Origin of the sequence: Rhizobium ecuadorense, from assembly GCF_001187535.1 — a bacterium.
GTDB classification, from domain to species: domain Bacteria; phylum Pseudomonadota; class Alphaproteobacteria; order Rhizobiales; family Rhizobiaceae; genus Rhizobium; species Rhizobium ecuadorense.
On record NZ_LFIO01000871.1, the window covers coordinates 40,735 to 54,177 of the forward strand.

General features: G+C 63.7%; 7 protein-coding genes. 1 reads left to right on the forward strand and 6 read right to left on the reverse strand.

Annotation, left to right across the window (positions count from 1 at the left end):
* The first annotated feature begins 5 nt into the window (after positions 1–5).
* Entirely contained in the window at positions 6–1,358 is a 1,353-nt protein-coding gene (locus AF337_RS15145; protein ID WP_193393623.1) for a bifunctional folylpolyglutamate synthase/dihydrofolate synthase, read from the forward strand.
* Between the two features lie 75 nt (positions 1,359–1,433).
* Here the strand turns inward: AF337_RS15145 and trxA are convergent, their stop codons facing one another.
* The 6 genes from trxA to AF337_RS15175 form a co-directional block, all read right to left on the reverse strand.
* Positions 1,434–1,754, reverse strand: a complete 321-nt coding sequence (trxA, locus tag AF337_RS15150) for a thioredoxin (RefSeq protein ID WP_004672616.1) — start codon at positions 1,752–1,754, stop codon at positions 1,434–1,436.
* Positions 1,755–1,829: 75 nt separating this feature from the next.
* Positions 1,830–5,381 carry a double-strand break repair helicase AddA gene (addA, locus tag AF337_RS15155; protein ID WP_049732673.1) on the reverse strand — a complete coding sequence of 1,184 codons (3,552 nt, stop codon included), beginning with the start codon at positions 5,379–5,381 and terminating at the stop codon, positions 1,830–1,832.
* Positions 5,374–8,568: a double-strand break repair protein AddB gene (gene addB, locus AF337_RS15160; protein WP_049732674.1), complete on the reverse strand. Its 3,195-nt coding sequence runs from the start codon at positions 8,566–8,568 to the stop codon at positions 5,374–5,376. The genes addA and addB overlap by 8 nt, the downstream gene beginning before the upstream one ends.
* Before the next feature lie 3 nt (positions 8,569–8,571).
* Entirely contained in the window at positions 8,572–9,303 is a 732-nt protein-coding gene (locus tag AF337_RS15165; protein WP_049732675.1) for a nucleotidyltransferase family protein, read from the reverse strand.
* A 13-nt stretch (positions 9,304–9,316) separates the two neighbouring features.
* A complete protein-coding gene (gene tsaE / locus AF337_RS15170) occupies positions 9,317–10,828 on the reverse strand; it encodes a tRNA (adenosine(37)-N6)-threonylcarbamoyltransferase complex ATPase subunit type 1 TsaE (RefSeq protein WP_049732676.1) in 1,512 nt (503 codons plus the stop codon).
* Positions 10,825–13,410 carry a PAS domain-containing sensor histidine kinase gene (locus tag AF337_RS15175; RefSeq protein ID WP_049732677.1) on the reverse strand — a complete coding sequence of 862 codons (2,586 nt, stop codon included), beginning with the start codon at positions 13,408–13,410 and terminating at the stop codon, positions 10,825–10,827. The genes tsaE and AF337_RS15175 overlap by 4 nt, the downstream gene beginning before the upstream one ends.
* Positions 13,411–13,443 lie beyond the last annotated feature (33 nt).

Consider the following 13,443-nt stretch of genomic DNA (forward strand, 5'->3'; position numbering starts at 1 on the left):
CCGAATTGATACCCAGAGGCCAAACCGCGGTGAGTGAGGCAGCACAGGAGATCGACAAGCTCATGGGATTGCATCCCAAGGGTTTTGATCTGTCTCTCGACCGCATCATTCGTCTTCTCGATGTGCTCGGCAATCCGCACCGGAAACTGCCGCCGGTGATCCATGTCGCCGGCACCAACGGCAAGGGGTCGGTCACCGCCTTCTGCCGCGCTCTGCTCGAAGCCGGCGGCTACAGCGCTCATGTCCACACCTCGCCGCATCTCGTCAATTGGCACGAGCGTTATCGCATCGGTGTGGCGGGCGGGCGCGGGCAGCTTGTCGATGACGCCGTCTTTGCCGAGGCCCTGCGGCGTGTGGCCGATGCCAATGCCGGACAGCACATCACCGTCTTCGAAATCCTGACGGCGGTCACCTTCATCCTGTTTTCCGAACAGCCGGCCGATGCCGCGATCATCGAAGTCGGCCTCGGCGGCCGGTTCGACGCCACGAACGTCATTTCCGATCCGGCCGTCTCGGTGATCATGCCGATTTCGCTGGATCACCAGCCCTATCTCGGCGACCGGGTCGAGCTGATCGCTGCCGAAAAGGCCGGGATCATGAAGCCGGGATTTCCCATCGTCATCGGTCATCAGGAATATGACGCGGCACTCGACGTGCTGATGTCGACGGCCGAAAGGCTGCATTGCCCGAGCGCCGTTTTCGGGCAGGATTTCATGGCGCATGAGGAATATGGCCGGCTCGTCTATCAGGACGAATTCGGTCTTGCCGACCTGCCGCTGCCGCGCCTTCCGGGCCGCCATCAATATGCCAATGCCGCCGCCGCCATCCGCGCCGTCAAGGCGGCGGGTTTCACCGTCACTGAGACGATGATGGAAAAGGCGATGAATTCGGTGGAATGGCCGGGCCGGCTGCAGCGCCTGGGCGAAGGCCGGCTGCTTCAGCATGCGCCCGCCGGTGCCGAGATCTGGATCGATGGCGGGCACAATCCCGGTGCCGGTGAAGTGATCGCCGAAGCCATGGCCAATTTCGAGGAGCGCCAGTCTCGGCCGCTTTTCCTCATCATCGGCATGATCAATACCAAGGACCCGGTCGGCTATTTCAAGGCCTTCGCCGGCTTGGTCGAGAAGGTCTTCTGCGTGCCGATCCGCGGTAGCGAGGCGATGATCGACCCGGTGATCTTGTCGAACGCCGCTTATGATGCCGGCTTGGTTGCCGAACCGATGTCGACGGTCGGCGATGCGCTGGAAGCCATCAAAACCGTGCTCGATCCGGAGGGGCTGCCGCCGCGCATCCTCGTCGGCGGCTCTCTCTATCTCGTCGGCGATGTGCTTTCGGACAACGGCACACCTCCGAAGTGAGGGACGAAATGAAGAATACGACATGAAAAAAGCCCGGTCGAAGCCGGGCTTTTTCATCAATGCGATATCAATCGATCAGGCAGCGTTCGAAATCCAGTTCGAAAGAGCGGTCTTCGGCTTGGCGCCGACCGAAATATCGGCAACTTCGCCGCCCTTGAAGATCGCCAGCGTCGGAATGGAGCGGACGCCGAATTGCGCGGCAAGCTCCGGATTCTCATCGATATTCAGCTTGGCGACCTTAACCTTGCCTTCCATCTCGACGGAGATTTCTTCAAGGCTCGGCGCAATCATCTTGCACGGGCCGCACCATTCAGCCCAGAAATCGACGACGACGGGTTCTGCGGATTCCAGAACTTCCGACTGGAAGTTATTGATATCGACCTTCACGGTAGCCATGGGCTGCTCCTTCAGAGGAATTGGGTGTTGAACCACATGTGATGCTGCGGTGCCAAATTTTCAATGTCCGGTATTTCACTTTGTCTTCAGTCCTGCAAGCGCCAAACCGAGCGCCTTTTCGCTCAGCGTATAGAGCGAGGCGTTCTCGGTATAGACGAGCATGCAGTCGATAGGCTTGTCGGGATAGAGCGGCGCCAGGATCTCGCGATAGATCGCCAACTGTGCCCGGTGGGCGAAGGGGATGGCCGCCTCGGTCGTCGGCGGCACCCGATTGGTCTTGTAATCGAGAATGACGACACGATCGGCTAGCACGGCAAGCCGGTCGATGCGGCCGGAGACGGCATAGCGCCTGTCCTCCAGCGTCAAGGTGCCCATGATCGAGACTTCGGGCTGGGCCTGCGCCCCGAGGACGGCCTGCAGACCCTCTTCGTCCAATAGTTTCAGAACCGAATCGACGAGCTTGCGCCGTTCGGCTTCCGGCCAGAACCGCGCCGCCCGCTCGGCATAGCGGCCTGCCGCATCAGCCCGTTCGACAGGCGGAATTTCGGGAAGCGCCTGCAGCATGCGATGGATCAGCCGGCCCTTCTCCAGCGACCGATCGCTGCGCTCCGTCTCGCCGAACAGCGGCGAAACGACGAGCAAGCCGCCTTCGTCTTCATCGATGATCGTCCCGGCGCCGGAGGGGCTGAGCGGCCGCGGCAGCTCGGCCTGCGGCGGCAATGGCCGCAACAGACCGTCCGGCAGCCTCTCCTCGCTTCCGCGCTCCTGGCTGCGGTCGATACGCTCGAAGCTTCGTTCCACCCGCGGCACACGCCATTTGAGCCCCGGCCATTCGCCATCGGGACTGGAGAATGTGGTCGCCTCGACATGCGGATGGTCGTCGCGCAGCGCCGTCGAGATCATCATATGCCAGGTGTCGTTGCTCACACGCACGCCGCGATAGCCGCAGACGACCAGCCGGTCGGCGGCACGCGTCATGGCGACATAGAGCAATCGGCGGTATTCTTCTTCGGCCAGCATCTGGATACGAACGGCGTCGTTCTGCGTCAGCGAATTGGCGAGATCGGAGACGGGAACCCAGACGGGCATCGGCGGCTCGTCGGCGTCGGTCTCGATCAGGCGAAGCTTCGGCAGATGGGTATGGGTAAAGGCCTTCGAACCGCCGTCGACCAGGAAAACGATTGGAGCCTCGAGACCCTTGGAGGCATGCACCGTCATGATCCGCACTTCGTTGCGCCCCTTGTCCTGCTCACGCTTGACCACCGGGGCTTCGAGCTCCAGCGTCGAGATGAAGGATTGCAGCCCGGGAAGGCCGGCGCTCTCGTGGTCGAGCGTGAAGGTCAGGAATTCGTCGAGGATATCGCTGACCTCGGTGCCGAGCCGGGCCAGGAATTGTCGCCGCCCGCCATGGCTGCCCAGCACACGCGCATAGAAATCATGAACCGACAGGCTCCTGGATTGGCGAAGGAACAGCTCCAGCCTCTCCACGGCGGCGCGGAAACGCTCGGTGCCGTCGGCGGCGAAGCGTTTGAGATGGCTCCAGACGCTCTCATTATCGCCGCGCAGGCCGGCGATCGCAAAAATGTAGTCCTCGGAAAGATCGAAAAGCGGGCTCTTGAGCACGGCGGCGAGTGAAAGATCGTCTTGCGGCAGCAGCAGGAAACGGCCGAGCGCCAGCAGATCCTGCACGGCGATATGGCTGGTCAGCACCAGTCTGTCGGCGCCGGCGACCGGAATGTCGCCGCGGCGTTTCAAGGCGCGCGTCAAGGCATTGACGAAGGCGTCGCGCTTGCGCACCAGCACCAGGATATCGCCGGCTTCGATCAGCCGCTCCCGGCCTTTGTCGACGATCGTCTCGCGGCCGACGAGCGCACCGATCGAATGGGCGATCCGCCGCGCCAGGATTGCGGCCGGCGCGCTTTCCGGCGTCGCGTCGAAGGGCGCCGTCCAGTCCTCCTCCTTCACCACCGCCTCAGGCGCGACCATCTCCCAGAGATCGACGGCGCCGGGATGCCCGATGCGGCTGGAGCGATGCACGACCGGTTCGCCAAGCGCGCTGAGGCCGCGCGCATTGCCGGGTTCCCTGAAAATATGGTCGACGGCCTCGAGCACATCCGCGGTCGAGCGGAAGGAAAGCGGCAGGCGCACGGAAGAAAAATTCTGTCCACTGTCGGATACGCGCCGCCGCGTCCGGTCGCTTTCCTCGGAAAACCGCTCGGGTCGCGCCCCTTGAAAAGAATAGATCGACTGTTTCTCGTCGCCGACGGCAAAGAGCGTGCGCACGATCGGCCGGGCGCTTTCGCCGGAGAAGAAATCCTCGGCGAGCGACTGGATGACGCTCCACTGGATCGGGCTGGTATCCTGCGCCTCGTCGACGAGGATATGGTCGATGCCGCGATCGAGCTTGTAGTGGATCCAGGGACCGACGCCGCTTTTCGTCAGCAGGTCGGCGGTGCGGGTGATCAGATCCTCGAAATCGAGCTGGCTGCGCTGCTTCTTCAATTCCTCATAGTCGTGATTCAGCCGGTCCGCGAGCACGAGGGCGGCATGCGTCGCGCCATACATCCGCATCAGTTTCAGCCGGTCGCGGCTTGCAGCAACATGGGCGCGGGCAGCGGCGATGGCGCCCGCCAGCTGCGGTGCTTCGGCAAGCATGGCCTTGACGGTGAATTGTGAATCCGCCTTCGGTTCACCCTTCGCCGTCAGAAAGATTTTCTCGAGAAACTCGGCGCGCTTCGCGTCATCGCGTTCCCGCCCGGCAAGCCTGAGGCCGTAGGCAACTTCCTGCGCTTTCGCGCCGCCCTTCTGGTCGGCAAGCGACAGATAAAGCTCCAGCATGCCGCCGGAAAGCTCAGGCAACGGCCAATATTGCGCCGCGATCCGGCTTTCCGTGTCATCGGGGGCAAGGCCGAGCCTTTCGCGCAAAACCATCGCGACACCGCCCTGCCGTTCGGCCGTCGCCGTAAAACGGCGGATGGCGTTGCGGTTGGCGACGATATCGCCGAGCAGGTTCTCCAGCCCGGATTCGTCGCCGAGATCGAGCACATAGGCGAATGCCTCGGCAAGGGCGCTGTCTCCCTCAGGCGCGGAAGCCGTCAGCAGCGCCCGGCGCGCGTCGGAGAGCAGCGCCACTGCTGCGCGGTCGTCGAGAACCGAGAAATGCCCGGCGACGTTGGCCTCCAGCGGAAACTGATGCAGCAGCGCCTCGCAAAAGGCATGGATCGTCTGAATCTTCAGTCCGCCGGGTGTCTCCAGCGCCTTGGCAAACAGCCGGCGGGCCTCGGCAAGCTTTATTCCGTCAGGCGCCGTCCCCTCGATCTGGGTGATCCGCCGGCCAAGGTCTTCATCGTCGAGCACCACCCAGTCCGCCAGCCGTTCGAAGACGCGGTTCGACATTTCGGAGGCCGCAGCCTTGGTATAGGTGAGGCATAAAATGGCGGAAGGCCGCGCGCCGGCAAGCAGAAGCCGGATGACGCGCTGGGTCAGCACATGCGTCTTGCCGGAGCCGGCATTGGCCGAGACCCATGCCGAGCGCTCCGGATCGGATGCAATCGCCTGCTGGATCGTCGTCCAGCCGATCCAGGTGCCCGGATCGTCGCCATTGGGAAGCGCGGTCACGTCACTCATCGCCGCCGCCTTCTTCGGTTTCTGCCGTCGACCATTCGGAGACGCGGGCGAGATGATCGTAGTCGCCGCCGAAATCGAATTGCTGCGCTGGGACGAGCCGCGAGGTGAAGCCTTTCTCGCCGGATTGCAGCAGCGTCACGAACTTCACCAGCTGGTCGATCGATTCCTCGGCGAGATCCATCGCCGATTTCGCCTTATCGCTGCGCGCCGAGCTCTCATTGTTGACGGTGTCGACCAGAAAACGGCGTCCCGGCCGCAGGCGGACATAGAGCAGATCCTGCGGCACGAGACTGCCGACATCGCGGAAGGCGCCGCCGCGCAAGGCCGCTGCTTCGAGCGCAAGCTGCGGATCGAGAAGCACGCGTGCCTGCGTCGGCGAGGGATTGTAGCCGGTCTTGTAGTCGATGATATCGGCGGCGTTCGGCCCGGTGACGTCGATCCGGTCGGCAACACCGTTGAGCCGGATATTGATCGGTTCCAGTTCGATGCCGCCGCGCACCTCCGTCAGCGTCTTGCGAATGCCGGGCCGCCGCCCCGCCTCCCAATCCAGGAAGGCGCGGGCGACCGCACGAAAACGTGGCCGCCACACGGCATCGATATGCGGCGGCAGCTGCTCCATATCGAAAAGCTCGGAAAGGATACGCTCCATCGCCGCTGTTGCCCCAGGTGTGCCGGCGACATGGGCTTCGCGAATGAACCGGTCGATGATCTTGTGGTAGAGCGTGCCGCGTTCGGCCGCTCCCGGATCGCGGTTGAACGTATCGACGGGATCGAGACGCAGGATGCGGCGGGCATAGATGGCATAGGGGTCCCGGCGCAGCCGGCCGACTTCGCTGAAGGAGTAGGATTTCGGCTGCAGTGCCAGCGGTGGTTTCGGCGAGGGTCGCTGTGCTGGTGCCTGGGCTTCTCCGCGATCGATCAGGCCGGCCCATTGGAGGAAGCGGTTGCCGCGTCCCTTCAATTCCGCTTCGAACCCTTCTCCGGCGAGCGCCAGCAGCCGCTGCAGCCAGCGCGAAGCGACGGTCGGTGTCGAGCCCTGGCGCAGCGCGCGCGAATAGATCAGATGGCGTGTGCCGTTCGCCATTTCGAAGTCATGCGCCAGCTGGCCGATGCGCCGTTCCGGCGGCTCCAGTCCGATCTCCGTCTTCATCATGCGGGGAATGAAGGGATTGTTGGCGGTCTGCCCTGGCCAGGTGCCCTCGTTCAGGCCGCCGAGGATCAGCGTATCGACGCTCTGCAGGCGGGCTTCGAGCGTGCCGAAGATGAACAGGCGGGGATGGCTGAGCGCGCGCGGCTTCACCGCATGACCGGCGGCAAGCGCTGCCATGATGTCGATCCATTGCGGCCCGTCGGCCTCCATCTGGCCGTCGGTGTCGATCACTTCGCCGAGCAGGGCGGCGAGCGCATCTCCCGCCTCACCGGACCAGAGATCGGCGAGATTGCCGTGCGGATCGGCCGCCACCGCTTCTAGCGAGCGGCCGGTGCGCTCTGCCCATTCGGACAAGGTGAAACCAGCCGCCTTCCCGCGATCTTCCGGCCGCTGCCGCAGCAAGGCCGAAGCCAGCGGCTCGGTCGCTTGTGTGACCCGCCGGCCAAGGTCGTAGGCGGTATCGGCGGCGTCGGGCGAAAGCGCCTTTCGCCATTGCGGCGCGTGCCTGTCCTGCGCCTGTTCACCAAGCTGCTGGGTCAGCAACGGCTCGAGCCTGCTGATATCAACCTCCGCCACGCCGCCGCGCAACGCCAGCAGTTCGAGCGCCTCGGTGGCGGAAATCAATGCGTCGCGTTCCAGGCCGAAGCGTGCCAGCGGATGTTTGAGCAGCGAGACGATCGCCACCGGATCGCCCGGCCGCAGTGCTGCCTCCAGCAGCAATTGCAGCAACGTGCCCTGCGGTGTGGCCGCAAGCGGCGTGCCGGCCGAATCGTCGGCGAGAATGCCGAAGCGGGAAAGTTCCGCCATCACCCGGCGGGCGAGATTACGGTCGGGAGTGATGAGGGCGGCCCGGCTTTCGCCGTCCTGCCCCGGTCTTTCCAATGCCAGCCGGAGCGCAATGGCAATCGCGGTCGCTTCCTCGCGTTCGTTGGCGGCTTCGATCAGCGAGACATCGGCGAAAGCTGAAGAGAACGCGCCCTCCGGCAGCTCGCTCTTCCAGGCGCCCCAATCGCTGGTCGCCTCAGCCGGCACGAGCGCCCGGGACAGGATTTCGGCGCGCCGGTCGAGATCGGCTTCCGGCCTGTCGAGAAGGGTGACGTCGGCCCGCGTGAGCTTCAGCCGCTTGAGCAGCGACGACAGGCCATATTGCGGGTGGCTTCGGCTTGCGGGATTGGCGTGTTGGCCCGGCGAAAGTTCCGGCGCCACCATCTGCCAGTGCCGTTCCGGCATGGAGAGATCAAGGCCCGGAAGCACGATGACGCCGTCGGGCAGATTGGCGACGGCGGCGATGAGATCGGCGGTGGCGGGAACCGAACCCGTCGAACCGGCGATGATGATCGGTCCAGCGGGCTTCGTCGCCGAAAGCCTGTTTGCTTCGGCCCGCAGAATGGCGTTTCGGTGCCGCGCCGGCGAGGATTTGCCGAGTTCGGAAAGCCGTTCCGGCCAGAATGCGCTGGCGATCTGCAGGAATTCCGCCGTCAGCTGCCACCAGGCGGCGTAATCGCCGGTGTCGAGTTTTGACAGTTCCGACCAGTCGAGGTCTTCGGTTTCGATGGAATCGATCAGTTCCGCAAGGTTGCGGGCGAGCCAGATCGCATCGGCGGGGCTTGCAGGCGCCACCAGCGGCGAATCCGAATGAATGTGGCGGACGATTTCCGGCAGTTTATTCCGCCAGGCGAGAATGAGGCGGGCAAGCTCCAGCAGACGGGCGGTATTCGACAGCGGCTGGGCAAGATCGATCGTTGCCGGCAGCGCCTCGTCGAAATAACCGCTGTCGTCGTCGGTTTCGCCGAGAGGACGGATGACCGGCAGGATCGCGGAGCGGCCGCCGAGCAGATCGACGAATTCCGAACGCAGCACACGCACGGCGCGCCGGGTCGGCAGATAGATCGTTACCCTGGCAAGCGACAGCGGATCGTCGGCCTCATGCCGGAAGAGCGGCGTCAGCCGGCCGTCGCAAAGCGTCGTCGCCAGCGTTTTCAGGAAGGAGAGGCCCGCCGGGATCGTCAGAATGCGTGGCTCGTGCCGCTCCGCCATATCTCACGCGAACGTCCGCAACCTGCGGATCGTTTCCTCCGCCTCGCCGATCGCCTCCGGCGTTCCCACCGTCAGCCAATGGCCGTCGAGCACCATGCCGAAAAGCCGTCCGCGCGCGATCGCCTTGTCGAAATAGATATTGAGGTTGAAGGCATCCTGCGGCGCGTCGTCGAGCAGCGACGGGTTCATAACGATCGCTCCGGCATAGACGACCGGATTGGAGGGATCGTCGCGATAGCGCGTCAGCCGGCCATCGGCCGCCAGACTGAAATCATTCTTGCCGTTGTGACCCGTCGTATCGTCGATTCCGACGCAGAGCAGCGCCATGTCCATGCGCTCAGCATCAAAGAATCCGGCTAAGCGCTGCAGGTTCGTTGGCCGCCCGGGCTGTTCGCCGATCCAGAAGAGATCGGCATTCATGACGAAGATATTGTCGCGGTTCAGCAGCGTCAGCCCCTTCGCCAGTCCGCCGCCGGAATTCATCAGCGCCTCCCGCTCGTCCGATACGACGACGTCGAGGCCGCGATAAGCCTCGAGATGGTCGAGCATCTGGTCGGCAAAGTGGTGGACGTTGACAACAGCCCGCTCGACGCCGGCCGCAACCAGCGAATCCAGCGCGTAGTCGATCATCGGCTTGCCGTCGATCTTCACCAGCGGCTTCGGGATCGTGTCGGTGATCGGGCGCATGCGGGTGCCGAGACCCGCGGCCAGTACCATGGCTTGTCTGATGGTCATCCTGATCCGGAACTTATGATTCGCTCTGGCCTATTCCAGCCCTTGCGCACCAATCGCGCAAGGGGGCAAGCGCTTCGTGCTCGAACGCGACCTGGAGATAGGCGAGCGTTCGCGGCATATGTTTGAGATAGCCGGGCTTGCCGTCGCGCTGCAACAGCCGTACCCAAAGGCCGGCAAGCTTGCAGTTGCGCTGCGCCGACATGATCGCCCAGGCTTTCATGAATCCGGCTTCGTCGAAGCCGCCCTGGGCGCGCCGAAGGCTGAGATAATCGTCCATAAGCTGTCGGAAAAGCCCTGGTTCGATCGTCACGCGCGCATCCTGGACGATGGATGCAAGGTCATAGGCGGTCGGGCCGATCATCGCATCCTGGAAGTCGATGATGCCGATCTGGCGAATACCGCTTTCCTCTTCGCGCCAGATGATATTGGGCGAATGGAAGTCACGCAGCAGCAGGTTCTTCTCGGCTGTGGCGAGCTCGTCGATGAGCGCATCCCAGATCGCCAGATACTCCGCCCGTTCCGCATCCGTGGGCGGTGTACCGCGCTTCCAGGCGATGTGCCAATCGAGCACAAGCTGCACTTCCATCTTCATTGCCGTGCGGTCGAAGTCCGGAATGTGATGCGTATGCGTTGTCGAAACAGGAATATCCTGCGGGATCTGCATGGAATGAAGATGGGCAAGGCAGACGACGCTTTGCCGGTAACGTTCGGCGATCGGCCGTCCGTCGTCAGCGAGCACCCCTTCGGTGCCGAGATCCTGGATCAGCAGGATGCCTTGCTCATAATCGACCTGATAAATCTCCGGCGTCGCAAAACCCCGCGCGCGCAACACATCGGCAATCGCAACGAAAGGATAGGCATTCTGTGCGAGATGCGCGACCTTGGGATAGGGCTTGCCGTCATAGACCGGCGGTCCCTCGGGATGCGGGCGCCAATCCATCAGTATTTTCCGCGGGCCACCATCCGGATAGATCGCTTCATAGGCGCGCAGCGACGCATCGCCGGTCAGGAAGCGGCGTTTGACATCGGGATAGCCGGCCTTGGCGAGGAAATCGCGGATCGCCAGAACACGATGGATGCGCAGAGCTTGTGCGCCGGCGGTTTTGATCGTTGCCCGGCGGCCGCTGCCTTCATGGTCCAGCCGCAGTGCAATGCGCTCGGCCGGCAGTTCGCCCTCAGCCATCTCGGGCCATTCGACGAGACAGATGCCGTTCTCCAGGGCCTCGTCGAAGCCGAGTTCCGTCAGTTCGTCTGGATGGCCGAGCCGGTAGAGATCGAAGTGCGAAACGGGCAAGCGCAGATCGTAGGATTGCACCAGCGTGAAGGTCGGGCTCGGGACTTCGAGCCGCTCGTCGTCGGCGATGGCGCGGAGGATCGCCCGGGCGAGCGAGGATTTGCCCGCACCGAGATCGCCGGAAAGGGCCAGGCAATCGCCGGCTTTCAGGGCCAGCGCCAGGTCTTCGCCGAAGCGGATCGTCGCCGCTTCGTCCTTCAGGAAAACCGAGATCGTATCGCCGGTCGTCATTCGGCGGCAGCGGAATGCGGGATATCGACCGAGGGGATGCGGCAGACGACGGTCGTGCCCTTGCCCGGCTCGCTGTCGATCGTCACGTCGCCATGATGCAGGCTGACGAAGCTGTCGACAATCGACAGGCCGAGGCCGGCGCCGCCGCGTTTGCCGCTTTTTGCGCCCGTGGCAAAGCGGTCGAAGACGGTGGCGATCATATCAGGGGAGATGCCGGGGCCGCGATCGCTGACGGAGAAAACGAAATCCGTGCCCTCGCGATGGCATTCCAGCGCGATCGAGGTGCCCTCGGGCGAAAAATTCGCCGCATTGGAAAGCAGCTTCAGCAGGATCTGCTTCAGCCGCTGCGGGTCGGCAACGATCGAGCCGAGGTAGGCCGGCGCGGTGATTTCGAGCGCGACGCCGCTTTCATGCAGGCGATCGGCGATCTGCATCGAGACGTCGTCGAGCAGGTCGTTGAGATCGATTTCCGCATAGTTGAGCCGCATGATGCCGGCATCGACGGTTGCGAGGTCGAGAATGTCGTTGACGAGCGTGAGGAGAACCGAGGACGAGGTCGAGATATGGTCGATATATTCGGCCTGCCGTTCGTTCAGCGGCCCGACCCCTTGGGTGCGCAGAAGGTCGGTGAAGCCGATGATATTCGTCAGCGGCGAGCGCAGCTCATAGGATACGTGCTGGACGAAATCGTTCTTCAGTTCATCGGCCTTGCGCAGCGCTTCGTTCTTCTCGGTCAGCGCCCGCTCGGCACGCACGCTGTCCGTCATATTGACGAAGGTCAGCATGGTCTGGGCGTTCGGCAGCGGGATGACGGCATAGTCGAGCACCAGGCCGGAGAAGAGTTCCAGCGTTCCCTGGCCCGAACGGCGTTCGTCGTCGAAGCTGGTGATCAGTTCCGCAAAGGCTTTCCAGCCATCCGGCCGGTCATAGGACGGCGCGCAGGCCTCGCCGAGCGCGCGGATATGGGTGCCGGGTTTGGCTTCGGTTTCGGTGATCCCCCAGAGCGCGCGGAAGGCCGGGTTCGACAGGCGGATGCGTCCATCCGGGCCGAACACCGCCACACCTTCGGAAAGATGGTCGATCGTTTCGCCCTGCACCTTGACCAGTGTGTTGTAGCGCGTTTCGAGATCGACCTGCTCGGTCAGATTTTCGAACACCCAGGTGGCGCCGCCCTGCGGATGGGCGGTCGCAAAGACACGCAATGTCTGCCCGTTCGGCAGGTGCCAGAGGTCGGATTGCGTGTCGAGCGCGCGATAGACGGAAAGGGCTGCTTCCTTCCAGCTTTTCCAGTTGAGCTGGTCCGGCAGTTTCTTGGCGGCCCGCAGCCGCTCGAGTAGCTCGCTATTGTCGGGCCGGCCTTCGAGAAAGGCGATATCCAGCTCCCAGAGCGCAACGAAAGCCTGGTTGTAGAATTGCAGTCGGCGGTCGCCGTCGAAGATGGCGACGGGCGTGGCGAGGTGGTCGAGCGTTTCGGCATGGCTCTTCAGCGTCCGTTCCAGCTCGGCACGCACCGCCTCTATATCCGACACATCGATCGCGATGCCGGCCGAGCCGCCGGGAAGCCTGACGTCGACGACGTCGAAGAACGTGCGGTTGCCGTGCACCACCGTCGAGATCGTGTCGTGGAAGGGCGATTCCGGCGTCACCGTGGCGCGAATGCGTTCGCGCGCAACGGTCGTCAGCATCTCGCGGCCTTCATTGATCGCCTGCTGCGGCGAGCGCGCTTCGACGGCCTCGCCATAAGCCTGGTTGACCCAGGTGAGGCGGCCGGCCGGATCGCGCTGCCAGGCCGGCATGTCGATCGCGTCGAGCATGGTCTGGAAGGCCGAGATCGAGGTCATCAGCCGGTCGCGCTCGATCCGGAGTTCCGCAAGCTCGGCGCGCAGATTGTTGAGCGCCACGAAACGGACGAAGGCGCGGCCGCCGGAAACCCGGCCCTGCGCCTCGAGGATTTCATCGCGGATGGTTTCCACCACCATGTCGAAGCTCTGTGCCCCGTCGCGCAGCCGGTCGATCGCCTTTTCCAGATCGGCGGCCGAACGTGACTTCAGCCAGAGGCCGAAGGCCAGGAATTCGCCGTCCTGCGGCGCACCGGTCTCGGGCGGAAGCTGGCCGAGCAGCTCGGGACGGGCATTGCCGTCCCAGATGACGATCCGTCGGTTCTTGTCGGCGATCAGCGCCTGGTATTGCGAAATGCGCTGCTGGGCATCGGAAAGCGCCGAGCGGATTTCCCGGCTCTCGTTTTCCAGATTGCCGCGCTGGCGCACCAGCCACAGCGTCGACAGCAGTGCTGCCGATATGACACCGATGACGACGGAAACGCCGACAACCTGCGAGGATGTGAAGAGGTGAGCCGAGGCCGCCGCCTGCTGCTCGCCCTGTGCCAGAACCGGCCGCGCCAGCGCGGCAAGCGCCGTGCCGGCCGCGCAGGCTTTCAAAAAGCGCGCCAATGATCCATGCTCTTGCTTTGCGGCCTCGTGTGCCGTTGCAGATTGATGTTGTTGGCCTGCGATCAGCGGGCGGCGATCGGCGCAAACGCCGTCATCCGCCTGACCGGGCAGGCTGTTTTTCATTTCCGACATCCGCGGTATGTCTCCGTCCTTCAATGTGCCGCA